The 26,406-nt window shown below is 58.1% G+C and carries 15 protein-coding genes; 3 read left to right on the top strand and 12 right to left on the bottom strand.

Annotation, left to right across the window (positions count from 1 at the left end; translation table 11 throughout):
- Positions 1-35 precede the first annotated feature (35 nt).
- The 7 genes from EWM63_RS07210 to EWM63_RS07180 form a co-directional block, all read right to left on the bottom strand.
- Positions 36-1,460 (bottom strand): glycoside hydrolase family 88/105 protein, encoded by a 1,425-nt coding sequence (locus tag EWM63_RS07210; RefSeq protein ID WP_229487782.1) that lies wholly within the window; start codon positions 1,458-1,460, stop codon positions 36-38.
- Positions 1,461-1,723: 263 nt separating this feature from the next.
- Positions 1,724-4,126, bottom strand: coding sequence for a TonB-dependent receptor (locus EWM63_RS07205; protein ID WP_130185916.1), 2,403 nt, complete (start codon positions 4,124-4,126; stop codon positions 1,724-1,726).
- 355 nt (positions 4,127-4,481) lie between these two features.
- Positions 4,482-5,426: a glycoside hydrolase family 43 protein gene (locus EWM63_RS07200; protein ID WP_130185915.1), complete on the bottom strand. Its 945-nt coding sequence runs from the start codon at positions 5,424-5,426 to the stop codon at positions 4,482-4,484.
- A complete protein-coding gene (locus tag EWM63_RS07195) occupies positions 5,423-6,700 on the bottom strand; it encodes a rhamnogalacturonan acetylesterase (protein WP_130185914.1) in 1,278 nt (425 codons plus the stop codon). Before EWM63_RS07195 ends, EWM63_RS07200 begins: the two co-directional genes overlap by 4 nt.
- 282 nt (positions 6,701-6,982) lie before the next feature.
- Positions 6,983-8,200: a DUF4861 family protein gene (locus tag EWM63_RS07190; protein WP_130185913.1), complete on the bottom strand. Its 1,218-nt coding sequence runs from the start codon at positions 8,198-8,200 to the stop codon at positions 6,983-6,985.
- 212 nt (positions 8,201-8,412) lie between these two features.
- Positions 8,413-9,483 carry a sensor histidine kinase gene (locus EWM63_RS07185; protein WP_130185912.1) on the bottom strand — a complete coding sequence of 357 codons (1,071 nt, stop codon included), beginning with the start codon at positions 9,481-9,483 and terminating at the stop codon, positions 8,413-8,415.
- 210 nt (positions 9,484-9,693) lie between these two features.
- Positions 9,694-9,960 (bottom strand): hypothetical protein, encoded by a 267-nt coding sequence (locus tag EWM63_RS07180; protein ID WP_130185911.1) that lies wholly within the window; start codon positions 9,958-9,960, stop codon positions 9,694-9,696.
- 411 nt (positions 9,961-10,371) lie between these two features.
- Here EWM63_RS07180 and EWM63_RS31720 point away from each other — a divergent pair, with 411 nt between their 5' ends.
- Entirely contained in the window at positions 10,372-10,509 is a 138-nt protein-coding gene (locus EWM63_RS31720; RefSeq protein ID WP_165390775.1) for a DEAD/DEAH box helicase family protein, read from the top strand.
- A gap of 5 nt (positions 10,510-10,514) precedes the next feature.
- On the opposite strand, the gene EWM63_RS07175 is transcribed toward EWM63_RS31720, so the two are convergent.
- The 4 genes from EWM63_RS07175 to EWM63_RS07160 all read right to left on the bottom strand — a co-directional run bounded on the left by EWM63_RS07175 (position 10,515) and on the right by EWM63_RS07160 (position 16,898).
- Positions 10,515-11,321, bottom strand: coding sequence for a PEP-CTERM sorting domain-containing protein (locus tag EWM63_RS07175; RefSeq protein ID WP_130185910.1), 807 nt, complete (start codon positions 11,319-11,321; stop codon positions 10,515-10,517).
- 298 nt (positions 11,322-11,619) lie between these two features.
- The gene (locus EWM63_RS07170; protein WP_130185909.1) at positions 11,620-12,417 is read right to left on the bottom strand and encodes a PEP-CTERM sorting domain-containing protein; all 798 of its coding nucleotides are present in this window, start codon (positions 12,415-12,417) and stop codon (positions 11,620-11,622) included.
- 1,058 nt (positions 12,418-13,475) lie between these two features.
- Positions 13,476-16,445: a heparinase II/III domain-containing protein gene (locus EWM63_RS07165; RefSeq protein ID WP_165390774.1), complete on the bottom strand. Its 2,970-nt coding sequence runs from the start codon at positions 16,443-16,445 to the stop codon at positions 13,476-13,478.
- Positions 16,446-16,655: 210 nt separating this feature from the next.
- Positions 16,656-16,898 carry a hypothetical protein gene (locus tag EWM63_RS07160; RefSeq protein WP_130185907.1) on the bottom strand — a complete coding sequence of 81 codons (243 nt, stop codon included), beginning with the start codon at positions 16,896-16,898 and terminating at the stop codon, positions 16,656-16,658.
- Positions 16,899-17,615: 717 nt separating this feature from the next.
- Here EWM63_RS07160 and EWM63_RS07155 point away from each other — a divergent pair.
- Positions 17,616-20,687: a heparinase II/III domain-containing protein gene (locus EWM63_RS07155; protein WP_130185906.1), complete on the top strand. Its 3,072-nt coding sequence runs from the start codon at positions 17,616-17,618 to the stop codon at positions 20,685-20,687.
- Positions 20,688-21,485: 798 nt separating this feature from the next.
- Here the strand turns inward: EWM63_RS07155 and EWM63_RS31715 are convergent.
- Positions 21,486-21,947, bottom strand: a complete 462-nt coding sequence (locus EWM63_RS31715) for a tyrosine-type recombinase/integrase (RefSeq protein WP_165390773.1) — start codon at positions 21,945-21,947, stop codon at positions 21,486-21,488.
- Between the two features lie 839 nt (positions 21,948-22,786).
- On the opposite strand from EWM63_RS31715, the gene EWM63_RS07145 reads away from it, so the two are divergent.
- Complete coding sequence (locus tag EWM63_RS07145; protein WP_130185904.1) at positions 22,787-25,831, top strand: heparinase II/III domain-containing protein; 3,045 nt, start codon at positions 22,787-22,789, stop codon at positions 25,829-25,831.
- The last annotated feature ends 575 nt before the right edge of the window (positions 25,832-26,406 follow it).

The raw sequence follows: 26,406 nt of genomic DNA, 5'->3' as shown, positions 1-26,406 counted from the left end.
GGAAGCGCAGCCGCGATGTCATGCGCGCTGGATGATCAGCGCTGGCCCTGGTACATGAAGCCGCTGTCGTTCAGGCCGAACTTGAATTTCTTGTTCATCTCGATGATCTCGGCGCCCGCCAGCAGCAGCGGGCCGTAGCCGTGCGCGGCGCGGGTGCTGGTGGGGCGGTAGTAGTAGAACGCCGGGTCGAACGCCATGCCGGTGCCCACGCAGATGCCTTCGATCTCGCCTTTCGCATTCACCTTCGAGGCCACCGCGTTCCATGCCAGGTTGGCCATTGGGCCATACATTTCCTTGTCGAGGTAGCCGCGGTTGACGGCGCGCGCGATCGCATATGCGTAGATCGCCGTGGCCGACGTTTCCAGGTAGGAGTCGTTACGGTCGATCAGCTGGTGCCACAGGCCATCCTTGTGCTGGAATTTCGCCAGGCCCTTTGCATGGGCACGCAACTGGTCTTCCACGGCCTTGTAGCCCTTGTGGGTCTTCGGCAGCACTTCGAGCACTTCGACCATCGCCATGATGGCCCAGCCGTTGGCGCGCGCCCAGTGCAGTTCCGGGTGGTCGCGCAGGCCTTCCACGTAGCCGTGCATGTAGATGCCCAGCTGCGGGTTGAACATGCGCTGCGAGAACTGCAGCACCTGCTTCACCGCGTCGTCATAGTATTTCGTGTTGCCCGTATCCTTGCCCAGCAGCGCGATGGTGGGCACGCCCATGAACATGTCGTCCAGCCACAGCGTGTTCGTCAGCGGACGCTGCTTGTTGCCGCCCTTGCCATCCGGGCCGCCGCGCGCCAGCGTGCCATCCGGCAGGCGGTACTCTTTCTCGGTGACGAACTTGCCGCAGATGTCCACCATCTGGCCATAGTTCACCTTGGAGCCCATCTGCTTGGCCTTCAGGAAGCTCATGCACAGCGCACCGGCATCGTCCAGCGCATGCGGGTTCAGGAAGCTCTTGATCGGTGCCTGTGCATTCGCCGGATCGGCCTTCACACCCGGCAGGTACAGTCGCGTAAGGTCGGCCAGCAGCTGGTGGCGCTTCGTCGTGTACTCGGTGTAGCGCTTGTCGCCCGTGGCGGCGCCGGCGGCCAGCATGCCGGCATACGTGACGCCCCACTCATAGCTGGTCAGGCGGAAGTCGCCTGGTTTCAACACGGCGTTCGGATTGGCCTTGTCCAGTTTTGCGATCGGCGCATGGGACGTCTTGTCGATCAACTCGGCCGGCGTGGTGGCGTCGAGGTACGTGAACACGCGGTCCATCACGGCCTTCACCTCGGCCGCTTCCATCGCGCGGTAGGGATTCGGGTACTTCACCACGAGCGCGTGCAGCATCGCGTCGGCTGCGGCCGGGCCTTTTTCCTGTGGGGGCGGGGCTTCCTGCGCAATGAGGTGCAGGGAGGTGCATGCGAGCAGCGTGCCGATCAGCAGCCGGCCAGCCTTCATCTTGAACGGGGTCTTCTTCACTTGAACTATCGTCTCCGGGGTTAATGGTGGCCGCGCTTGCGATCTGCGCGCTCGATCCGGAGTCACAGTAGCCGATATGGTTGAGGGGTGCAATGCGGTGAGCGCTTCGTGGCGCTTTTGCTCGCATTGTTGATTGGAGAGGGGGAGGGATGAGGAGGGCTGCGCATCGATAGCGCACGCGTTTACCCCAAGTGCAAAAAACTGGGGTCAGACCCGCTGGGTCTGACCCCGGCTTCTGCCGCTGGGTTTGGTACCAGGTGCTTTTACATGCCCGGGCCGAAGCCGCCGGGGCCTGGGCCGAAGCTGCCGGGGCCGCGGGGGCCATCGCCTTGCGGGCCGCGGAACATGCCGGGGTTGTTGCGCAGGCTCGGGTCGCCGGAGACGCCGCCGAAGCTGTAGCTGAGGGCGACCATGAAGGTGCGGCCCTGCTGCTCGCTGTAGTTGTACTGCCGCACCGTCTCCGTGATCTGCCGGTTCTCGTTGACGTTGCTGTCGAACAGGTCGCGCACGCTGGTGCGCAGCGTCCACTGGGGGGCGAAGCGCCACGACCACGACAGGTGCGCCTGCCAGTTCGGTTCCGATTCGAACAGGCCGTTCAACTGCCGGCCCGTGTAGTTGCCGTTCACCTGGATCGTGTGGCCCTCGAAGCCCGAGTAGTTGAGGCGCAGCTGCAGCGTGGGCGTGGTCTGGCGCCGTTCCGATTCGACCGAGTAGTTCACGCCGTTCTCGTTCGTCAGCGTGGCCAGGTACGATTGCGTCACACGGCGCACGCCCATCGTGGCGTCGAGCCGCACCTCGCGCGATGGCTTGTACTGCAGGTTCCAGCTGATGCCGTCGTTCGTCTTGGCGCCGAAGTTCACCGCCTCGCTGACGACGGCCGTGCTGCCCGGCACCGGCGTGAGGAAGCGGCCCAGCAGCGGGCTGTCCTTTTCGCGGAACAGCGAGAGGTTGCTGTTCACGGCTCCCCATGTGTCCGTGTATTTCAGTTCGTATTTGTCGCCATGCGTGGGCGCCAGGCGCGGGTCGCCCTGCGAGTAGTTCTGGTCGTCCACGTACTGCACGTTCGGGTTGATGTCTTCCGGCTGTGGCCTGCTGATGCGCCGCGAATACGCGCCCGTGACCGTGGCGCCGCGCTCGCCCCAGCCGTATTGCAGGTGCAGGCTTGGCAGCAGCTTCTTCGTCGAGTCGCTGGCCGAGTTGCCCTGGTTGATGTAGTCCATGTCGCGTTCGACCATCTCGTAGCGCAGGCCGGGCAGCATGGTCCAGTGCTCGGAGAGGCGCACGTTCGGCGAGAAATACACGGCGTACGTGTTTTCAGTCATCCGGAATGCGCTGGCGCGGTTGAAGTCCACCACTTCCTCGCCCGTCAGCGGATCGATGTTGAAGTAGTCGGCATCCGATTCACCCGTGCGGCGGCCCACCTTGGCACCGGCCTTGAAGTTGAAGGCGGGGCTGATGCGCTTGTTGTAGTCGAGACTCAGTTCGGTGAGCCGCTCCGACTTGTCGTTGCCGTTCGTGCTTTCCGGCCGCGCGCCGGCGGGCGGCGCCACCACGTAGGCGTTTCGGTTCCAGCTGTCCGTCTTCGACTCGTTGCCCGACGTGCGCAGGTCGATGTTCAGTTTTTCCGTGGCGCTGTACTTGCGCTCCCAGCCCAGCGCGAGCTGGTAGACAGTGGCCTGGCTGCCGCGGTCGATGCTGCGGAAGTATTCCTCGTAGGGCGCGGCGCCGCCGTGATACGTCTGGTAATACTCGTTCGAGCCGGTGTCGCGCAGCGACCGGTTGAAGTTGAGGCCCGCGCTGATCCGGTCCGTTTCGCCGATGTTGTAGCTGATCGTGGGATTCAGCGACAGCGTCTTCGACGGCGTGCGGCTCGTGTTCTCGCGGTGCGTCGTCCACACGTTGCTGCCGACCTGGGTCTCCGTATCGGAATAGCCGGTGCGCTCGAAGACATTGCGCATCACGCCCACCTGGCCCTCCACCTGCAGCCGGCCGACGACGTAGCTGCCGGACAGCGACGTGCCGTAGCGGCCTTGCGTACCCATGTTGACGGACGCCGTGCCCTGCTTGCCCGGGGCGCGCACGCGCCGCGTGACGAGGTTCAGGATCGGCCCGCTGCCGCCTTCCGAGCCGAATTCGGCGCCCGGCGTGGTGATCACCTCAATGGATTCCAGCGCTTCGGCCGGATAGCTGTTCAGCGCATCGCCCGCGTTCTGGCCGGAGAACATGGCCGAGCGCTTGCCGTTGACGAATACCTGCGCGTTCTGGTTGCCGCGGATGGCGACCTTGCCATCCTGGTCGACGGTGACGTTCGGCACGTTCGCGATCACGTCCGCCGCCGACGCGTTCGGCGTCACCACTTCCGACTTCACGTCATACGTGGAGCGGTCGATCTGCTCGGCGGGGCGTTCCGCCACCACGGTCACGGTCTGCATCGGGGTGCCGCCAGCCTGCTCCGGCGCGGGTGCCGGCTTCTTCGGCTCATCGACGGGCGTGCCGGCAACGGTGGGCGTGGCGGCCGGTTTCGCTGTCCCGGGATTGACGGCCGCAGGTGCGGCGACAGGGGCGGTGGCAGGTGCCTGCTGCGCCTGCGCCATGCCCAGTTGCCCGACGAGGGCACCGAGCAGCAGCGCGGGAAGAGGGCGCAGGACGAGTTTCGATGGATTCATTGCGTGGCTGTTGTTGTTGGAATGATGGGCGGGATTGTACCCGCCGCATCCGTTGCCATTATTTCCACCGCAAGTCGTTAAGTAACATAGTGTGAATCGGGGTAAATACGGGTAAAGCGGGGATAGGCAGTAATGCCGCTCAGCTGGTGTCGGACATTTTTTCCGGGCGCTTTATCCGGAAAATGTGTCGGACACCGGTTTACCGCTCAGGGAATTGGCTGCATCATGTGAAAACCGGTGTCCGACACCAAGAAGCCGGTGTCCGACACCAGTACGCTTCATGCATATACCCCAAAAGCGAAGGTCTGGGGTCAGACCCGTGGGGTCTGACCCCGGCTTCTGCCCTGGGTTGGACTTATCTGGCGGCGCGCAGCTTCGCCAGCACGGCTTCTGGCACGGGAACGACGGTACCGTGCCGCATCCGTACGGGCGTGCCTTCGTCCGGGAAGCGCATCCTGTCCGTCACGTCTTCCCATGTCTTCATGTCGCGCGAGCGCAGCGCGCCGTAGTGCTTCGTGGTGTAAGCGTCGAAATACACGATGACATCCTGGCCCGCCTGGATCGCGGTCGGGCCTTCGACCCACAGCCCTTGCGGCGTGATCGGCGCCGACAGCGGCTTGAATGGCCCGCGCAGGTCCGGTGCCTCGGCCACCTGCAGGTACTTGCGCGGCGGCTTCACGGTTTCATCCTTCACGATGAGGTAATCCTTGCCGTTGGCGCGCACGAACGTGGCGTCGATGACGGAGAAGCCCGGATCGTAGAACAGCTGCGTGGGTGCGAAGCGCGTGAAATCCTTCGTGGTGGTGTAGTACATGCGGTGGTTGTACTTCTGCTCCGAGGAGCCGGCGGTCTCCGTGAACTTGCCCGGCACCGTGGACGCCCAGAAGATGAGGAATTCGCTGCGCTTGTCGTCGTACACGATCTCCGGCGCCCAGGCGTTCAGCACGCCCGGTTCATGCGCCATCACGGGCAGTTCCTTCTGTTCCGACCAGGTGACGAGATCCTTCGACGATGCGTAGCCGATATTGTTCTCGTTCCAGCCCGACGTCCACACCATGTGGTACGTGCCATCCGGCCCGCGCACGATGCACGGGTCGCGCATCAGTTTCGACTTGCCCACCTTCGGCGTGAGGAAGCTCTTGCCGCCGGCGACCTTGTCCCACTGATAGGCATCGGTGCTGGCGGCAAAGTGCAGGCCATCCTCGCCATTCCTGGTGAAGTAGGCGAACACGTAGCCATCCGCGGCGAAGGCGGGCAGGGCGCAGGCGAAGGCCGCGGCGGCGAGTAATTGTCGGATCATCGGTTGGCCTCGTCGCCCAGCGGGCGCTCGTTGGTGTAGCGGGGGCTCGCCGGCACGGCGAATTTCTCGAACGGATCGGGGCGGGCCGGATCGAATGCGAAGCCGTCCACGAGCTGGGCGGCGACGGGCAGCTTCGCGACGCGGATGCCGGCGGCGACCGCCTTGGCCAGCAGGTATGCCCCATAGTTGCTGTGGTGCGTGTTGTCGATCTGGCCGTCCTTCGTGGCAAACGCCGGCTTCGAGCCTTCCACGCCGAGGGCCGCATAGAGCACCCGGCTGGCCGCGTTCAGGTCGATGTAGGGCACGCGCAGCTCTTCGGCGGACTGGCGCGCGGCCATGGCGTAGTCGGCCAGCGTTGCATAGGGCTTGCCTTCGGCATCGAAACGTCGGCGCTCCATCGACGACACCACGACCGGCAGGCCGCCGGCGGCGCGGATCATGTCCACGTGCTGGCGCAGTTCGGCCTTGTAGGTGGTGAACGGCCCGCCGCTGCCGGCCGCGATCTGCTTCTGGTCGTTGTGGCCGAACTGCAGCAGCACCACGTCGCCCGGGCGCAGCTGCGACACGATCTTGTCGATGCGGCGGCGCGCCAGCGAGTCGCGGAACGTTTCGCCCGACTGCGCATGGTTGGCGATGGCCACGCCGGGCTTGAAGAAGCGTGTCAGCATCTGGCCCCAGCTGGCATACGGCTCGCCCGGCTGGTCGCTGACCGTGGAGTCGCCCAGCAGGAAGATGGTGGGAACCGCAGTGGCGCCAGTGAACGGCTTGATCTCCACCTTGTCCACGCCGCCGTGGATCTCGAGCGTGAGCCGGCGGTCCCAGTTCCACGCTTCCTGCACCGTTTCGCGCGGCGCCTTCAGGTCGACGGCGCCCGCCTTCATGCCATTCGCCGCGGCGATGGCCGGCGTGCGGGTGTTGACGACGAAGGTGCGCGTGACCGACTGGCCCGCGGGCACCGTGACGTTTTCCAGCATCAGCCGGCGCACCTCGGATTTGATCGTGTGCGTGCCCGGTCCGAGGGTGACGGTGACGGCCACGTTGCCCTCGGGGACGTCGGCCGAGAAGAACGTGGCGGCCGCGCCGTTGCCGCTGTTGTTATCCGGCTCGTAGCCGAAGCCGCGCGCGGTGTCGTAGGTGGTGCCGGCCTGCACGGCCGTGTGGCCCTTCGCGGGCTTGGCGGAGAAATCGAAGCGCCAGCCTTCGGGCGGCATGGCGGCGAAGGCGGCGGGGGCGGCCAGGGCGAGGAGCAGGGCTGCGAGCGGTTTGATCTTCATGGGGAATGAGGGAGTTGTTGCCGGCGTGGTATTCAGAGGGCAGGCGGCCCGTGATAGCGCCGAAAGAATCAGTACAGTGAGCGTGGGAGTGCATGCGTTGCGGCGGCATCAGAGGAAAACCGGTGTCTGACACCATTTCCGGGAGATTCATCCGAAAATGGTGTCAGACACCGGTGTTCGGCGGCCAACAGCCACGGCCTGATGCAACACGCGCAGAAAAAACTGGTGTCCAGCAGCCGGTAGCTATCGATCCAGGCAACCGATAAGCACGCAAGCAAAAACTTACTTCACCACCGCCACCGCCACCTTCACCGGCGACTTCGCCCGCGCGGCGGTCAGCGCCACCTGGCTCGCCCACTCTTCCTTCGTGCGGATCTCGCCGGCACGGCTCCACGCGGCGCCCACGTAGTAGGTCAGCGGCTTGCCCGAGGTGACGGGGGCGATCACGAAATCGTTGGCCTGGTCGGAGGCGCCATCTTTCGCGGTGGGCACCACCACGGCCACGCCGAACGCGTCGTTGCTCTTTTGCGTGACCCACTGGCGCAGCGAGCCGTCGGCCGGCACGCGGTCGGTGGCGATCTGCGGGTCCTGGCCCTTGTCGCTCGGGGTCTTGTTCAGGCCCACCACGGCGTTCAGCTGCTGGGGGCCCGTGAACGTGAAGGTCGATTCGATGCGGTCGAACCAGTGGCCGGCATCCACGGTGAAGCGGCGCACTTCGGAGACCTTCGTGCCGGCCGCGTCGAACGCGTCGTACGACAATTCGAAGATCGCGCGCACCGGGCCGTTGGCCAGCACCTTCCACTTCGCGTAGTTGTTCGCCTTGGCCAGCTTCGTGCCATCCCAGATGCCCGTGCCGCCGGCGCCCAGCGTGCGTCCCACGTTGTACATGTCCATGCCTTCGCCCTGGTCCACGTGGTAGTGGTCGTGGCCCTTGTTGTACCAGCGGTCCACGATCGGGTAGGGCACGCGCTTGAACCAGATGTCGTTGCCGCTCGTGACCAGCACTTCCTTGCCGCCGCCGGCCGGTGCCGGGGCACCCAGGGCGGGGCCATAGGTGCGGTGCGCTACCTTGTCGTTTTCCCACGCGAAGTCGTCCAGGCGCTCCTGCACGTAGCGGGCGTGCACCTTGCTCGGGAATGGCGGCGATACGGTCTCCGTTTTCTCCACGGTGAACGTGGCGCTCTTCTCGCCAGCCTTGAAGTCGTGCTGGAAGATCAGGTCGCCGTAGGCAATGCCGCGGTTCTCCGGGTCCTTCGCCTGCGGCGCCACGTTCGTTACCTGGTAGGGCAGCAGCTTGCCGGCGGCGTCGCGCACGGCGATCTTCTGCAGCAGCGCGCCGGGCAGCACGCGGTTCACCTCGGACCACGGCACGGTGATCGTCTCCGACGGGCGGGCCGCGTCGAGCGAGTGGGTGACGGTGATCGATAGCTTTTCAGCGCAGGCGGGTGCGGCGAGGGCGGCGAAAGCGGCGGCGGTGGCAAACAGGAATCGATTGTTCATGGAGCTCTCAATACGAAGGTTGCGGGGATTGCACGGAAACTGTCGCCATCCCGGCGGTGGCGCGGCACGGGGCGCGGCCGGTGCGCGCCGCATACAGCGCAGGCAAGGCTTCGCCATGTTGCGGGAGTGGCAACCGAGTATCGGGATTGGCCCGGCACGTGTCAACGCATGAGGCGATTCGATCAAGAAGCTGAGCAGTTTGCAAAGCCTGCTCAGCTTTTGTTCCCGAGAAACGGGCTGGCATCGATGGGGAGGTCGAGCCGGAATTCGGTGCCGGTGGCGTCCGCGCTGCGCACGATGGCGCTGCCGCCATGGGTTTCCGCCACTTCGCGCACGAACGCTAGGCCCACGCCCCACTCGCGCAAGGTGGGATGCGTTTCCACGTTACGCGCCGAGAACAGGGTGCGCACCACGTCCGGTGGCAGCACGTGCCGGTGCAGCACGGCGAGCGAAGCGCGCCCGTTCGACCGGCGCACTGTGATCGACACGGGGCCGGCTGCGTCCCGGCCCTCCGCCAGCAGGGTGCGCAATGCCTGGCGCATCGAGATGCGGCACCACGTCACCAGTACGGGATCGCCTTCGACCGACGTATTCGGCTGGGGCGCTTCCCGGCACACCTCGCGCGCCAGCGCCAGCAGGTCGAACGTGGACAGCAGCAGCGGCAGGCGCTCGGCTTTCGCCACTTCCTGGCGCTCCTGTTCGTCCAGCAGGGCCTCGACCTTCGCCAGGCGAACGCGGATGCGGTTGGCCAGCTGGGCGATCTTGTCGAGGTTCCCATGGGCCATGATGCGCTGCGTGGAAACGCCGATCACGTTCAGGTGCTCGCGCAGTTCGGCCGATACCGTCATTTGCGCCACCTCCTGCTCGCGGCGCCGCACGCTGTCGAATTCATCCAGCGCTTCGCGCTCCACCGTATCGAAGCTGGCGGCCAGCGCGGTCATGTGCAGGTGCGTGAGGACCAGGTTTTCTTCTTCGGCGACCTCGGCCATGCAGCGGCGCAGCACCTGGAATTCGCGCAGCAGATCGGCGGGCCGGTAGCTGGCCTGGCGCGCCCGCTCCGCCCCGTGTGCACGGGCAAGGCTCGTGCGGCCCAGCTCATCGGGATCGGCGATCGACAGCGTGAGGTAATCGTAGAGCTCCGGCATCGTGTCGAACACCACCGCCTCGGGCAGCGCGGCGCTGCACGGGATCTCGTCGCCGATGCGCTGCCGCCAGCGCAACAGCACGCGCTCGCGATGACGGCGCATCTCACGAGTGATCTGTTCACGCGCGATCGACGGCATGCAGGCAGCCTCCACAATGAAAGTGGGAAAGCTACCATGAATCGCAGCCAATCGGCGCCCGGTGGTTAAGCGGTAGACAAGCCAGTAAATACGCCAGTAAAAGCTGATGGTCGAGCCGGTTACGCGGCACATGCCCGGCGCGCCGGCCAGACCGGTGATTCAAGACTGGTGACCGCCGGAGCCGGCGGCTGCGCACATCGAATGTCGAACTCAGGCGTGGTTGCGCGAAGCCAGCGGCTCCATCAGGGACCGATCGGGTATCAACGCAGGCCTTTCCAGAGCAGAATAGGGCCAGACCCGTTTGCGGGCGCCGGGTGACAGCACGCGATCGATGACCGCCTGCGAAAGGTTTTCAGCCCGCAGTACTGCGATAGCCGCCTCAATGCCGTGCGCCTGCTGAATCGATATGGCCGCTTGAACCATCGCAGCTTGTATGTAATTCACCCTGCGACAAGTAATCAGTTTGTCGTCTTGCATGGTGTCTCCTCCTGAGTAGCTGATGATAAGTCGATCAGGCACGGTGTACAGGACAAGATGAAATGTTTTGATGCAGCTCAAACTATGCGCTTGTGGCACTTGTTCTGCAACAGTGGGGATGCCGAAATGTGGCAAGCGACGCTGCGGTGAACGGCAGAGGATAGATGAGTGTGGGAAGTCCGACCTTGGCTTGAGCCGGTGTGTGACCGAGTTACCGTAATGGACGAAATCGCGATCCGTGCAGCGTCATGCTGTACGGAATAGCCGCGCTGGCGATAGCGCCAGCGCGGCTTGTCACCGGGACGGGGTCAAGAGTGGCTACCGGGGCGATCTCGTGGCGAAGGTCCGGCTGGCGTTTAGCGTCGAGTCCACTGCTGAAATCCTGCCGGCGCTGGCCGTCCAGAGGGCGGCATGAAGCAGCTGCTGGAACTGCGCCGGTACCAAGTCGAGAGCGTCGAAGGCCTGCGCGCGTTGATCCGCCAGGGCGTGCGCAGCATGATTCTGTCGCTACCGACTGGCGGCAGCAAGGTTCTTCAAGCCCGTGGATAGCAGTGTTAACTGTTTCGCATGACAGCGCGGCGGTGCCGCGCACTAATGGCAAACAGACCAATGCCCAGCATTGCCCATGTACTTGGTTCGGGTACCGGCAGCGCGGCCGTATAAACCGTCAGCATGGGATTTACGTAGTACAACTCCGTAGTGCCGTACACCTTTCGCTGGCCCTCCTCACCACCACCGACATTGTAAAAAGTGGCCTCAGTGCGGACAGTGCCCCAAACCTCCATGATGAGGTCAAAGTTGCTCAAACCGGCCGTATTCGACAAGTTCCAACCCACGTCCACTGGAGTCGTGAAGCCCTCGACAAGGTACAGCTCGGGTAGCGGAACCGAGGTTCCAGGCGCTGAAATGGCAGCATTGGACCATGCATGGTTGATGTGCGTGCCGTAATCAACGTTAATAGCAGAACTCGGCACGGGTGGTCGTTTGTGAATCGCGTAGGTTGAGGCGGAAAATGCAACACCTGTAATCTGGTAGCCCTCGTTAGCCTGCAGGTTCAAAGTTGCTTGCACATATGATAGCCAATGTCCACTTCCGCCCAAGCCATCTGTATCGCCATTCGCTACGTGGAGCACGTCCTGGAAGCTATCCAGGCTGATGGCAGTCGACTTTTGGCTGGTCGACAAGAGCGTAAATGAAGCCGCAGGAATTGGCTGATTCAAAAGATTAATATACTCATTGTCACTTTCGTAAGAGGAGATGCCGAGAGTAAATGCCGGTACTGACAAGGAAGTGTCTGCTACGGCGACTTGGTGCGAGAGCAAGGCCGGGGTAACGAAAAAGGCAGCAAGGATCGATCGCATGTAGTCTCCATCATTAAATAATAAACAACAATAATACCTTGTGATGGAATGGCGCAGTGTGCTGCGTTGGAGTAGTACAACGATAGCAAGAAACTAGTGACGTAACCCAGCTGTGCAGAATTCTAACAGTCAATAAATTTCCTTAACTAAATTTCCTGTTGGAATAAGAATGCAACTCTACAATTAGACTCGCTGGGTGGTTCCCGTTGGGAGCCACCCGCACGTCTGATAAACTCACCTGGCAGATAGCCTTGGAGCACACAGAAGCCCGCGCCGAAAGGTCAGCGGGCTTTTTGTATCAGGACGACTTACGGCGGCGAGTGCCCAGCAGCACAAGCGCACCGGTGGCGAACATGGCGTAAGTGGCGGGCTCAGGGACAGGCAGTGCCGCCGTATAAACCGTCAGCATGGGATTTACGTAGTACAACTCCGTAGTGCCGTACGCCTTTTGCTCGCCCTGCTCACCACCACCGATATTGTAAAAGGTGACACCAGTGCGGACAGTACCCCAAACCTCCATGATGAGGTCAATGTTGCTCAAACCGGTTGTATTCGACAAGTTCCAACCCACGGCCACTGGCGTCGTGAAGCCTTCGACATGGTACAGCTCGGGTAGCGGACCCGAGGTTCCAGGCGCTGAAATGGCAGCATTGGACCAAGCATGGTTAATGTGCGGGCCAGATTCAACATTAGTTGCATTGCTCGGCACGAATGGTCGTTTGTGAATCGCGTACGTTGAGGCGGAAAATGCAACACCTGTAATCTGGTAGCCATCGCTAGCCTGCAGGTTCAAAGTTGTTTCCACCCATGATAGCCAAGGTTGGCCTCCGCCCGAGCCATTTTTACCGCCATTCGCTACGTGGAGCACGTCCTGGAAGCTATCCAAGCTGATTACAGTCGACGTTTGGTTGGTCGACGAGAGCGTAAAGGAAGCCGGGGGATATGGCTGGTCCAAATGTTCAAAATAGGTATTGCGACCAGAGTATGAGGAGATGCCGAGAGTAAATGCTGGTACTGACAAGGAAGTGTCTGCTAGGGCGACTTGGTGCGAGAGCAAAGCCGGGGTAACGAAAAAGGCAGCAAGGATCGAGCGCATGTAGTCTCCATCATTAAATAATAAACAACAATAATACCTTGTGATGGAATGGCGCCGTGTGCTGCGTTGGAGTAGCGCAACGATTGCAAGAAACTAGTAACGTAACCCAGCTGTGAAAAATTCCAACAGCCAATAATTTCCTTGACTAAATTTTCTATTGGATTAGAGTCTAGCTCTACAATTCGATCTGCCGGGCGCTTCACATGGGGAGCCACCCGCACGTCCGGATAGCTCACTTGGCAGGTTAGCCTTGGAGCATATAGAAGCCCGCCCCGAAAGGTAAGCGGGCTTTTTTGCTATTGCCGAGGACCTTACGGATCTGGTCGGCAACAGCGGAATGGGCTCTCACGACTTGCTCTACAGCCGCGTGCATAAAGAGGCGCTGCAGCGTGCATGCCTGTTCTTGCCCAATGGGCGATTGCTACTATTTCTGTCGGGTAACGGTCGATGAGGGTGCCGAATGTAATAGAATTCAGGCTTCGATTTTCCCGATACTGACTAGCATCCATTTCGGCTTCGACCTTGCGGGCCCCTCGGATGAAAGTGACTTTGTGGGGAAGGACTTGCTGATTGATCTGTGGCCAGTGCGCCGAATTTCAGCGACCCAACTTCCTTCGCGCTTCCTGATTGAAGCCATCCCGCAATTCTCCGCAATTTTCTGTAGTGAACGCGCAAACACATACAAATCCGCAAATGCAGCAAAATTTGCGGAGCTTTTAAAGCCTGGAAAATGGCATATTAATTCATGAAATCAAGTACTTATAAGGGTAGGCGTCTGTCTGTGGCCCCCGTGATGGACTGGACCGAAGAAACGAAGTAAGCCTTATAAATACTGGTGACGCATCTCGACTGATGTAAATTTGATGCAGTGATGCGAAACTAGTTGAAAAATAAATGGCCCACCAAGTGAGCCATGTGATCCGTTGTGCAGAGTCTTGAGTTGTTGGCGACCAAGCTAAAGCTGCCTGAGCAATACGACTTTGCCGCCAATTACTGCGCTACCGCTTGACAAGGATAGAGTAGTCAGGCCGGCCGCTACACTCGCAGCCAGCTCCGCGTCAGGGGATTGCGAACGATGTGTAAATGACGCCTTCGCTAGAGCTGGTAAGTGTATTGCTGCCTGCCGTAGCAACCTTCGTCAAGATCCATTCTTTTGCGGTTGAGTCGTACACGCGCTGATATATTGCGGATGGTACTAGCCCCGTTACTACGACATTTTCAAGAGTGTTGACAGGCTTCCACCGGAGCTTGTTGGTGGTAGAAAAGTCTGTAGCGAAGACGACTGAAGTGGCTGCATCGATTGTCACCGCATTCGCACTGAGATCAGGGCTCGTCAGCAGCGTGGAAGTTGCAGCTACCGGACCTCCTTCGTCCCCAACGCGCAGAACGTTCATGAAGAACTGGTAGTGGTCAGACGTCTGGCCTTCCGGCACTTGAGAAATCTCAATTCTCCACGCGCCAAAATCGGACTTGCCGGTCGTCCACGATTTCCTCGGTGCAAAATTCGTCCATTGCAGCGTTCCGTTTACCATGCTCCGCACGGTGAAACGGCAATCTGTCAGGTCCGGAATTTCAGCCTTATCGACGACTTGGTCTTCACACGTGGTTGCTCCGTTCGGCGCACCGCCAACAAATTTGATATGCGGTCTCCTTGGCAGCAATGGTTCAATCGTCAAATTTGAAGGGTGATTGCGCACTACAATCGGCAGATTGGTATTGCCTTGCAAGGTGTACCGACCATCGGCATTGTCGTATCCTACCGAGACGGCCGCCGCCGTCTCTGGCTTCGCTACCGTATGCAGTAGTGATACCGCCGGCTGCGGTGTCAACGCATGCACCCTATCATGTACGACCACCACTGGCTTTTTCCCTGGCCAACGCAAGTACACGATACGACGGCGGAATCCGTCAATCGGGTCAAGCTTCCCTGCCTGATACGCCTGCGCGGCATTGGCACTTACGTATGCATAGCTATCGTGGTCTTCGTAGCGCGCAATGCCTTGTAACGCATTCTTCGCGCCTGGCTTAATCTCATCCAACGTCGGATACATTTCGCCCTTGTACCATTGGCCGCCGTCATTGGAATACTCCGTGGCGGAGTTATTGTGCTTGTATGTCTCAGTGGGTTTGTAAAGAACGATGCTGTTGTGGGCTATAGTGCGGCGGTAATAGTTGTACCAATGAGGCGTATTGTACTCATCATAGGCGCCAGAATCGAGTAGCAGCGGCTTTCGATAAAACAGCGAGAAGCTATTCTGGTCGAGGTGCTGGTGATTCTCGCTACTGAAGGTGCTGGACTTGAAGTCTAGTAGCGTTGCGTTTTCATAATCCCAGGTGTCACGCATGAAAACATTACCGGCAATCTGGTAGCGTGCCGAAAGTTTTCGGTCATTCACGTCCGCGCGAGGCTCTTTTGGTTCGGGGAAATACAAGGCTTCCCACAGAGCGTTCGGAGAAATCCTGCTACGGTACCGTTTGACCTGATCTTCATAGAACGTAGTCGCATGGCCGTTCCCTTCACTCGCTGCTACTGAGGCCATGTAACCAACACCCTCTTCCGCAACACTGAGGCCGAAATTATCCCCCGTCGCTGGGAAGCCGCCGCCGGCTCGGAGCCCATCGATATATGGATTAATCACTTTGGACATGAAACTCGTCTGCAGGATAGGCGCTCCATTCGTATTCAATGCACGGCGCCACAAGACCAGCCGTTCAGCCACTTCGCCCACGGTGGAGTTATATGCGAACATGGTCTGGTGCCCCCCGTCACCCGATATATATTCACGCGCCGGCAGCAGACCATTGACAAGATGATCGTAGATCGTGTCCAGCATTGGATCCACTTCAGAACGTTCATTGGCGATAGCCAAGAGTCCAATAGCAGCACCTGTCATCGCGCTGGCATGGTGACCTGAGATGTAGAAACGCGAGATGTCAGGCGTGCCGGCGCATGCAAGGGTAGTGCCGGACAGAGAGCCGCTACCGCAAATCATACTGATCAGGTCAGCCGCAGCGATATCCGTTTTAATCGTTTGTATAATCGTATCTTGGATTTTCTTCTTATCGTCAGCGCTAAATTTGTCGTAAAATGCATCGTACAACACACCGAGTGCCGCGACTCGCGCACTCATTGACCATTCGCCACCAGCGCCGAGGTTCGTATTCAACATGATGTGATTAGCATAATACTTAGCGGCTTCCCAATATCGATCTTCCTTCGTCAGATTATAAGCAAGTGCAAGCCTCTTAGCTGGCGACAATATCCAGCCACGGCCCGCCTCTGCGACGTTACACGGGTCACTTTTGTTCGTTGGCATTGGTACTTTGCACGCCGTAACGGTTGCTACTGTCTGAGGGGCGCTAAACCGCGTGAAACCATAGTACGCGGCGGCAAGGTCCCAATCTAGTTCGGTGCCATCCCAGAGAACGTTTCCTGCTTTATCAGACATTTTCAGCGATACTACGTGCTGGTTTTTATTGCCAACAAAGTGCAAATGATCAGCACGTGGTTGCCAATTTGCATTGTTCAACGTAATGGGGTTATTTCCTTCCGCCGCCACAATGATAGTCTTGGCTGCCGTATCCCAAGTTACAGTGATGGTGGATGGACGATCCAATGGAAGTACGAGGTCCGGATAAGGTCGGGCCTCAGGCTCGCTCATTTCTCGGAAGCGAACATGGAATTTGGCTTGGGTAGCCCCTTGCGGAGTAACGTTGCGGATGAAGAAATGATTAATATCATCCGGGAAGCTGCCCATGAGGATCGAACTGTCAGGATCGATCTTCATGGGCAAACCGTTGAGGTCAAGAACCGACTGCACTGCCGGCTTGACCTTAATTTCGATCTTGCCCACTGGCGGCATTGTCAATGGCCCAACCTTCGCACGCAATGTAGCTACGTCGTCAGCACTTGCATATAGATAGGGATGGGTGGTTTTTGGCTCGAACGGAAGGGCAGCGTAAGAATTGATCGTAAATGCGGACGCAAGTGTCAACGTAATGGTACGTAAGATTGGGCGGGTTCGCATAGTTAGTCTCGAGAGTGAGGGAGATGACATACTACCCGACGGCGATATAAAAAATACAACAGTCTGTAGTGGTTGTGGAAATACCGTCACAAATATTCCTTTTTTCGTCTATTTGTGATGAGATAGTTATCCAACCTCGGCCGCCATAGTCTACTGAACGACGTAGCATTGCTATTAATTAATAACCAATGCCGTGGCCTAATTTTTGGTTTATCGGTGTGTGGTGCGGGCTTTCAGCCCCTCTATGTTTGCTCGTTCGCGCAACTGGTCCAGTGCCTCAGCAACGTCCCTAACATCCGCAGTGAGTGGGTTACCCGACATGGCCACAGGGAACTTGCCTAGCGATCGATGCGTGTATCCTGTCGCGGTGCTGATCCCGAGCGCCTGGCACGTTTCGTCCAGGCTCAGCCGCGGCTTGTTGTAGATGGCTAGCAGCATAAATTGGGTGTTCATCGTACTTCCTCCAGTTCTCGGCCGCCAGTCGGCCCGGCCACTTCACTCAACTGTGATGCACTCAGCCCGTTTAGCAAACCTCTAATCACCGCCGCGGCCCGGCCCGCGACCTCGCGCACATCTGCTGCATCTTCGTGGCCCGCGCGCTCCAGGTCGTTCAGCACTTGCGCTACATCAATGGCTCGGACACCGGTCTGCAATTCCTGCGTCGATTCCAGGCGCTGATTGCGTGCATGACCCTGACCAGCTGCGCAACATCAACGAAGCCCTCACCGGTCGGCCCGGATCCCCTGGTGATCGCAGCGTGCCCGGAGCTGACTCTGCTGAATGACGCCAGCTTCGGCGCTACCACCACGAAGCTGGTCCAGGTCGCCAGGCAGTACCGCGTGTGCCGCCAAGCGGCGCTAGCTGGAAAGAGGGGAACCCATCTGCCACGCTGAGATACTGTGCTTTGTACAGTATTTATCAAAGACACGTATTTTCGGCAGTAGCCATTCCATGCTCCCTTGAGAGAGAAGCGACTGCGCCTTGCATTTGCGCGTAAATGGACGAGTGCAAACTCCATTCTTTACCATAGTTTGACGATGTAGAGCACTAATACAACAATTGAAAAATTTTTCGTTTGACAAGGATTATTGTGACAATTGGTGAGAAAGTGTGCTGGGATACTTGTTATCATTTTTTCATTTCTACCAAAGGAGTCCCAATGAACAAGCAATGGATGTCTCGACAGCCATATCCGTAGCATTTGCTGCCGTGTGTCCAAATAGTGCTTGGGCAGGATTGCCCTCCGAAGTGAATCCTGGTCATCCACGCTTATACGGTTCAAAACTTGATTTTCAGCGGATGAAGTCAGAAGCTGCAACTGGTATAGCTGATCTGCCAAAAGTAGCAGGGGAACTTCGATTTTCAATTACCCCTGTAGCATGGAAAAGCGTAAGCGGTCCCCCAATCAGTATTTTCGGCGATAGAGACCGTCCAAACTCGATTTACGTCGTGCATTATAGTAACGGTGGCGGGGGGAATACTACAAGACTGTATGTTGTTTTTAAAGGTGCAACGGGGAATAATTTAGAGCAAGTATTCGATATTCCTATTGGCGTTCGATCCGATTTTGTGGTCGGGTATAACACGAGCACACAAACAGCTACCTTTAAAGTAGGTAGTAATATCCTACCTTCCCGTTCGATAGGTAACTGGGCACCGAAAGATCAACCATTTTTCTTTCGCCCACTCGCGGGTACCGTGCTCTCTGATATTTGGGTAACCGATCTTGCAGCTGTGGGCGGGTCTAAGACCGAATTGCTGACGTTCCCAGGCCAAACACTTGATCTTCCGCTTGCCAGCGCGTGGCGGAGCTATGTGGAGCGAGCGGAGCGAGCGGTCGGTAGATTGGCAGCTTGCCCTCAGCAAGTTGATGACTCGAATGATACAGAATGTAACACAAGGCGTGGTGGCCGAAATGCGATTACAGAACCAGCCGAATGGTTGTCAATGGCATACCGGCTTACCAAGAAACAGAAATTTTTGGATGCCGCGAAGACGCACATTGAACTGATCTTAAATACGCCAGTAGGAGATGTAGTTGATGATGAATCCGATAGCCCAGAATGGAGTATGAGCGGACGCGTCGGGGCATTAGGAATTTATTATGACTGGCTTTATGACGAACTCGGCTCGCCCAAACGCGATCAACTAGCTGCTAAAATTAAGGAAACCATTCGTTATGACACTGCTTCCCAATCGGATCTAGTCAATTACGCGTGTGGCAATCAACCGCTTTCTAATACGGCATTCAAGTGTGATACTGATCCTGAAATGACTTGGACGGGTACTCCTGGAGCCAAGACTATTTCTGACACTTATCTTGGTGGACATTCTGCCAGTGGTAATTTCGGATCAGCACTGGGCTTGCTAGCGATTGTTGAAGAACATCCAGATGTGAAACCACTGCTCAATACAATCTATGATCACTTTGCTCAAGGATATGTGCCGGCGCGCGATTATTTTTCCATTGATGGTGGAAATTACGCGCTTTTCGGCTATGGCTCAGGCGGGGGAGAGAACGCGGAACGATTGGCGGTTTGGCGTCGCGCCCTACAGCCGCCTGTAGCGCCGGCAAAGGTGGTGGAAACTGTAGCTGCACCGCATATGGTATATCCCTACATTTACGCGGTTCGAGCCGATGGCTCTTTCCCGGCCCGTGGAGACAGTGGTCCATTCACTGCATCGGCGACAGGCGCTCTTGCGATGGCAGCTATAGGAGCAAATACGAACGGAGACGCACACGCGGCCAAGTTCTACTGGAACGATATCCATCCGTACCGTGTGGCTGAAGGCCTTGAATCAGGAATGATAATGGAACGCTTGATGTATAAAAAGCCTACTACCTCCAATCCTGTAACGTCACTGCCTTTGTCGCGCCACTTTTCTGTAAGCGGCAATGTGTTAATGCGGGATAGATGGACACCTAGCGATACAACGTTGCTTGAGTTTAAGTCGACATCGTTCATTAGTATCAATCACCACCATATGGACCAAAATAGTTACTCGCTTTATTATAAAGCCCCTCTTTTGCTCGATTCAGGTCAATATGATAAGTATGGAAGTAATCATTGGCACAATTACTACATTCGTTCTATTGCGCATAATACGGTCACTATGTTCGATAAGGGCGAAGTATTCAAGTTGAACGATACGAAGTATTTATTAAATGATGGCGGACAGTGGCTAGGTGCTCGTACATTCAATCCTCGTTTAGATCAGATTAAAGCTGCAGAACCGAACAAGCCTGCTGGCTCTAACTGGCTCGACGGCGTGACTGCTTTCGAGGAGGGTGGTACTTTTTCTTACGTTTTGGGAAATGCTAGCAAGGCCTATCTGCCGAATAAAATTGACAGCGCTGCCGGGTTCCTTCGTAGCATTGTCTACTTACGTCGTGATGATAATGCCGGACCGCCAAAAATACTCGTATTTGATAGTGTCCGGCCCACTAAAAATAATCTGGAAATCACGTCGCTACTCCATACTGCAACTGAGCCTTCGAGCACGGTAACTCCTATTGCAATTCCCGGCGAGCCAGGCCGTTATAGACTGCCATTCATTAATAAAGTGGATCCAATCACAGTTCGAAATGAAAAAGGAATGGTAACAGTACAAACCTTACTGCCTATTGATGCTAGCGTAATTATTTCTGGTGGCACCAATGGAGCAAGCTGTAAGCAAGCACATGATTCTTTCTATAATAAAGATGCCAGTGTGGATAATCCGGACTGCCGATTCCTCGTGCGTGCAAAAGAGGCTGATGGAACATTGTCTTGGCGCAATGTTGCGATACTGGAACCAAGTGACGGGGTGGGAATGACAGCTCAAAGCACCACTGACACGGGCGCATGGCGTATGCAAATCTCGCCAAAAACTCCCCCAGCAGCAGGTTCGACGCAGCATTTCCTAAACGTTCTACACGTGGCTGATGTCGATCAAAAGCCGGATGGTGCCGCCGATATAAGTGATGCTGCCGTTGTACTTTCGCAAGATATCAGTGGCGTTGCGGTAAAAATGAAAGATGGTCAGACCATTGTTTTCAGCAGTAGTGCTGCCCCAGCGACGAATATTCGCTGGAAGCCTGATTCCAATTCGACAGGGCGGACCTTGGTGTTCGGTTTAGCCAAGAACGCAAAGTTCATGCTGACGAGTCCGGGGCAGGATGGTTGGGTAGAGCTCAAGCCTAGTACGACTGGTTCCTACCTTAGTTCAATTCATGGGGGAGTAGTACGTATTAATCCGTAGTAAGGCGGCCTGAAACTTGGCGTTGGCATTGGAATTTTCGGGCGGCTTCGACTGTTGTCCTAGCCGCTCACTGGTAGGGTCAAGGTGCCCGGCTATTGAATCGACCCAGGTCAGCCAGTCCTTGAGATTCGGCGTGGGCTCGCTGCCACTGACAGCGGCTACAGCCTCAATGTACGCCGCATATGCACGGTCGCCGCAGCGTCACGCCAGGCGCTTGCTTCTGCCACCAGCATCCGCTCACGCTCGGCCTCCGCGGCCAGTTCGGCTTCCAAGCGTTGTCGCTCCTCGCCTCGCAGCCGCGCCGCTTCCGTCGCAGCGGCGCGGCCCTGCGCCTGATTTTGGCGGCGGCCTCATCGCGTTGCTGCTGTTCCGCATATGCAGCAGCCCGGCGCACTGTGGCGCGATGGATTCGCACCATCACATCATTCAGCTGCTGTTCGAGCGTCGATCGGCGCCGTACTCGATCTTGGTCTCGGTAACGAAGATCCGTAGGCTGCCGGGCGGCCGTCGCACCAAGATGGCGCTCGTGCCGCGCTTGGCAGGCTGCTTGATTGGAGAAAAATTCTCGGACAGCCGCAGAGCGACCTCATCAACCCCGTCGCCTACCTTGACGTGTCGGCTGCTGATTTCGACACGGAATTAGCGTGCCTCGCACGCCCTGAGCAGTGCATTCCATAGCCGTAGAGCGCGGTCGGCAGATTCGATGGAGACGCGCATGGGTAGCACGTCGGGATCTATCTCCAAAAAGCCGCGTTCGATATATTCAGCCAGCTAGGCCCCAAATTGAGCGTTGGCTGCTCACCAGGCTTGCATGACCGGGGATATGCGATCGCAGGTCGTGGGCTGCCGCTTCACGATGTCGAATGCCTCGCCGAGCAGTGGCACCTCTTGGTCATTGCCGACCTTTTCCGTAGGATGCTTCCGATCTCTGATGACTATCGCGCGGTCGGCCTCATTGAGGTCCGCCCATTTGAGATTGATGATCTCACCCAGGCGCATTGCCGTGGCCACCACAAATCGGATGATGTCGGGCATCGGCACCCGCTGGCAGGTACCTTTCGCTCGGAAGTGTTCACACAGCTGGCCCAGCTTTTCGGCGGTCGGGCGGCGAGCGCGCTCTTTCGACTTTGTCGACACGCCCAGGTGGGCCAGGCGCGCGCGCGCATCCGTCACCGCGGTCTGGGCTACCGGCATTCGCCAGATGGCGGCAGCCGTTTTGAGGATACCGCCGATATAGGTCAGATCGATCCCCACCGTCACGCCACCGTGCCGGTAGCCTGCCGGGCGTTGACGTGTTCGGTCAGCCGATCCGACGTCAAGCCAGACAGCGGCATGTTGCCCAAGGAAGATCGCAGTGTTTTCAGGACCGCAGCCTGGTTCTTCCCAAATAGCCGAATTGTGAATATTTCCGCAGTGCAACTGTCGATGATGCTGCCGGAAGTAAAGAATTCGGGCTTTGATTGTCCTGATACTGACTAGCAACCATATCGCCCTCGACCTTGCGGGCCCATTCGGATGCAAATGACTTTGTAGGGAGGGCTTGCTGATTGATTTGTGGCCAATGCGCCAAACTTCAGCGACCCAACTTCCTTCGCGTTCCCTAATCGAAGGCATCCGCAATTCTTCGCAATTTCTCTTTAGTGGTCGCGCAAAATACCAAAAAGCGTACTTGCAACTGGACCAAACAGAAGAAGTAAGCCTTAAGGATGCTGGTGGTGTAGCTCTGCTGATGTAAATTTGATGCAGTGTGGCTAAAGCGTTGTTGGCGGTTCCCGATTTGGAATGTTCGCCTCGCCCTCAAAACGGACACTCGAGGGTGTAACGAGCGCCTATTAAATACGCTTCGACATGCCTGTTTGCAATTTTTTCGCTACCTGATCAGATAGGTGGAGTGCTGGCGTCACCGAAGTGGGTAAAAAATGCCTAGCAGCCATTACTGACACAATAGTTCTAACGTCTGCACTGACGTCAAGAGCTATCCCGCAAATACTCCATAAATAGCGACAAACCGTCGACGGCCTATTTAATAGTGGCATTTTGTTGGGTTAAGTGCATGATTATTTGATAATATTTGCGTTTTCTCCCTTCAAAGGATCATCATGCCCCGCATGCGTCTTATTCCCATGCTTACGATGGCGGCTGTTGCCACCATCGGCTCCGTCGGCCCCGCTAGCGCGCTCGATATCAGAACAGATCATCCACGCCTCTACGCGACTGCTAGCGATTTCGCCGCGCTCAAGGCCGAATTTCCAACGAACCTGCTGCCGGCTAACTATGGCACCGTGGTTGTGACACTGAAGCCGGGTGCAAGGGACAAGACCCGTGACTTGCAGGATGCCATCGTTTTCGGCAACTGGGAAGATTCATCGAGCCACTTGTTCATCCGCCATATCGACGGTTGGGATACTGCTGGGACGATCGGCTACCAGGTGGGGTTTAAGACCGGTCCGACGACATGGGTTGTCGGCGAACGAGTAGATCTGAGAAGGGGCGAAACGGCATCGATCAAAATGCACTACAACGGCCCAGATAAATTCCTGTCAATCACGGTTACCGGCGGAACGTTGCAAAGCAATGGCGGCACGTCGCGCTCGCTGCCGGGAACGGGTTGGGCGCCAGACCCCGCTAAACCACAGAAATTCTATTTCGTTAGCCGTGTGAACGAAGAAGTCGTCGACATCAAGGTACTGGACGGGGAGAACCGAGAGAAGTGGAGCGGCGCGAACCTCGACTGGACCTTGCAGGCAGCCCATTACCGCTTCATTGACTACGCGACCAAAACGGCTGCAATAATCCAGGCTTGCAGCCTGGTGGTCCCCACCAGCAATTCGAGCAGTGTATGCAATGTGGCGACCGGAAATCGGGCCGTAGTAACGCAAGCAGGAGCCGACATGGGCCTGGCTTACCAGTTGACGGGCGAATCGAAATTTGGCCAGGCGGCGCAGCACTACGTGAAGCTCATTGGCACGGTTCCGGTCGAATCGAATGGGGAATGGTCAATGGGTGCGCGGGTCGGCGCCCTGGCCTTGATCTACGACTGGCTGTATGCCTACCTGCCAGACGCGGACAAGTCGGACATCCGCCGGACGATCATCGATACTGTCCGCAAAGATATCACCGGGACTAATTCTGACCATATGGACCTGATAGGCATGGCGTGCGGCAACCAGATTGGGCTCAAGCCCAGCACCGCAACCATCGAGTGCGCCTCTACTGCCGACATAAGCAGGTTCTATATCTCCGGCCATAACGGCAGTGCCAACCATGCCACTGCCCTCGGCCTGCTCGCCATCGCCGATGGGGAAACGAAAGCCATGGTCATGCCGATGATCGACACGCTGCATCGCCACCAGGCATTCAAGGTTGGCGATCGCGCCTACGGCTTCCTGCCGACCCGTGAGTACATTTCGCAGGATGGCGGCCACCATTCCCTCTTCGCTTATGGAAGCGGCGGCGAATTGCTGCAGCGGGTGCGCATGTGGAACACGGTGCAGCCAACGGGAACGGATGCGCTCATCAACGAGCACACGAAGTTTGCCCCCAAGCTTATCAAACCGTACATCTACGCCCTGCGAAAAGGCTATTCCGAAGACGCAAGCGCTTGGGATGGAACGTTCCCCCCGACCGGCGATTACTTCGATACGCGCGTAACGGACAGCACAGTCGGTTACATGGCGCTCGGGGCCGCTAACGCCGGGGATGGGGTGTCTACCGCCTTCCATAAGGATTACGTCCAACGCGGCCGCAGCAGGCTGAACGCGCAGGCCCTCTGGGAACGCTTGTACTTCCCGGGTACTCGCGCACCCGCCCAGCCAAACAACCTGCCGCTGGCGGCGCATTTCGCAGTCGCGGGTAATGTGTTCATGCGCGATACCTGGCTTTACGACGAAGCCGTCCTGCTCGACTTCAAGTCGACGTCCTTCGCAAGCGAAAACCACCAGCACCTGGACCAGAACAGTTTCTCGCTGTTCTATAAGGCTCCTCTGCTCGTCGATTCCGGTTGGTATGATGCTTACTACAGCTCGCACTGGGAAAACTACAATCGCAGGACCATCGCCCACAACACCATCGTGGTGTACGACCCGCTTGAGAAATTCGAGCGCAGCGGCACCACCTTCAGCAACGACGGCGGCCAGTGGTACAAAGGCTACGCCTACCCCACGCTCGATGAGGTCAAGCCGGGCGGCACGAACGCGCTCGATGGTGTCACTGTGTTCGAAGACACCCCGTCATACGCTTACACGTCAGGCAATGCAAGCAAAGCCTACAAATCAGGCGTAGCTGAGAAATTGCACCATGTCGACGGCTTCCGCCGCAACATTATCTATTTGCGGCAGGACGGCGGCAAGAAACCCATCATCGTTGTACATGACCGTATCAATTCGCCCAAGAAACTGCCTGCCACCTCGCTGCTGCACAGCGTGACCCGGCCCGAAACGTTCGGCAGCCAGATTCACACCGGCACAGCTGGCATCTACTCGGTCAACGGCAGCCGTAATGCGCCGCTGCGTATCCGCAACGGCGATGGCATGGTCACGGTGGACCCGGTGTTGCCGCGACAGGCCACTATCCGCGTGGTGGGCGGCACGGCGGCCGAAGGCCATGCCTGCGAGCCCCAGGTCAGGGACGTCGAGAAAACGACCGAAGATAGGTACGACTGCCGATTCAACGTGCGCCAGCCCGACGGCACATGGGCGAACTACCCGCCTCGTGACCAGACGGACGCGAGCGAGGATCGCAGCGACATCGGCAACTGGCGCATCGAGATCGAAGGTGCACCGGGCTGGCAATACCAGAACTTCATGAACGTGCTGCGAGTCGAGCCGAACGATCATGGAACCGGCGTGCCGGAAGTGGCAGCGTCCCAGCACCTGCCCAGTAGTGACTTCAGTGTCGATGCTGTGGCACTGGATGCCAGTCAGTCCGTCGCATTCGCTACGAAATTCGGGCCTGCGGACAAGGTGCGCTTTGATCCCTTGGATCCCAAAGCAAGCGTTCTCGTAGCAGGCTTGGTGCCGAACGCGTACTTCAGTTACTCACCGATCCCGGGATCGGAAGAGTATGCAGTGGTGCAGGAAAGCGGTCCCGGTACTGGGCGCTACTTGAGCTCGCCCAAGGGCGTGCTCAAGATTCCGGCGCGCTGACGTGCACTGGCGGGTAACTGGAAAATCCGCATCTGGGCATTCCCTGTGTGCGGTACCGGGTGCCCGCCCCGGTCCCCATCTACTGCGAGCGTTCCAAGAGGCCACGTGGTATGTAGACGTGGCCGCAATTGCCTACTTACTCGCCTTAATGGACGTGAGGACTTCGTGACATACATGGCAAAGCCAGCATCGAGCGCGGCCGCGTGCACTATTGCTCGGCCGCCCCGTGCTTCGCCTGTTCACGGAGCCGATCCAGCGCATCAGCGACGTCACGCACATCGGCAGTAAGTGGGCTACCAGACATGGCCACCGGGAACTTTCCCGCGACCGATGCGTGCCCCCGTTGCCGTGCTGATCCCAGCGCCTGGCACGTTTCGTCCAGGCTCAGCCGCGGCTTGTTGTAGATGGCCAGTAGCATAATTGTGTGTTCATCGAACTTCCTCCGATTCTTTCCTCTAGCTGGGCCAAGCCGCGCTGTCCAGCTGGAATGCGCTCAGGCCCTCCAACAGACCCCTGCTCACTTCCTCAGCCCGGCGGCAGGCATCTTCAGACTCCTTCGTTCCCCATCGCCTTGA

This window comes from Pseudoduganella lutea, assembly GCF_004209755.1.
In the GTDB taxonomy this organism is placed as follows: domain Bacteria; phylum Pseudomonadota; class Gammaproteobacteria; order Burkholderiales; family Burkholderiaceae_D; genus Rugamonas; species Rugamonas lutea.
The sequence above is the reverse complement of the archived record's forward strand: the minus strand, read 5'-3'. Positions and strand labels throughout refer to the sequence as shown.

What these genes read in the sequence shown, in the direction of transcription:
- EWM63_RS07205 (WP_130185916.1), bottom strand. Translation starts at nt 4,126, where the DNA reads ATGAATCCATCGAAACTCGTCCTGCGCCCTCTTCCCGCGCTGCTGCTC.
- EWM63_RS07200 (WP_130185915.1), bottom strand. Translation starts at nt 5,426, where the DNA reads ATGATCCGACAATTACTCGCCGCCGCGGCCTTCGCCTGCGCCCTGCCC.
- EWM63_RS07195 (WP_130185914.1), bottom strand. Translation starts at nt 6,700, where the DNA reads ATGAAGATCAAACCGCTCGCAGCCCTGCTCCTCGCCCTGGCCGCCCCC.
- EWM63_RS07190 (WP_130185913.1), bottom strand. Translation starts at nt 8,200, where the DNA reads ATGAACAATCGATTCCTGTTTGCCACCGCCGCCGCTTTCGCCGCCCTC.
- EWM63_RS07185 (WP_130185912.1), bottom strand. Translation starts at nt 9,483, where the DNA reads ATGCCGTCGATCGCGCGTGAACAGATCACTCGTGAGATGCGCCGTCAT.
- EWM63_RS07180 (WP_130185911.1), bottom strand. Translation starts at nt 9,960, where the DNA reads ATGCAAGACGACAAACTGATTACTTGTCGCAGGGTGAATTACATACAA.
- EWM63_RS31720 (WP_165390775.1), top strand. Translation starts at nt 10,372, where the DNA reads ATGAAGCAGCTGCTGGAACTGCGCCGGTACCAAGTCGAGAGCGTCGAA.
- EWM63_RS07175 (WP_130185910.1), bottom strand. Translation starts at nt 11,321, where the DNA reads ATGCGATCGATCCTTGCTGCCTTTTTCGTTACCCCGGCCTTGCTCTCG.
- EWM63_RS07170 (WP_130185909.1), bottom strand. Translation starts at nt 12,417, where the DNA reads ATGCGCTCGATCCTTGCTGCCTTTTTCGTTACCCCGGCTTTGCTCTCG.
- EWM63_RS07165 (WP_165390774.1), bottom strand. Translation starts at nt 16,445, where the DNA reads ATGCGAACCCGCCCAATCTTACGTACCATTACGTTGACACTTGCGTCC.
- EWM63_RS07160 (WP_130185907.1), bottom strand. Translation starts at nt 16,898, where the DNA reads ATGAACACCCAATTTATGCTGCTAGCCATCTACAACAAGCCGCGGCTG.
- EWM63_RS07155 (WP_130185906.1), top strand. Translation starts at nt 17,616, where the DNA reads ATGGATGTCTCGACAGCCATATCCGTAGCATTTGCTGCCGTGTGTCCA.
- EWM63_RS07145 (WP_130185904.1), top strand. Translation starts at nt 22,787, where the DNA reads ATGCCCCGCATGCGTCTTATTCCCATGCTTACGATGGCGGCTGTTGCC.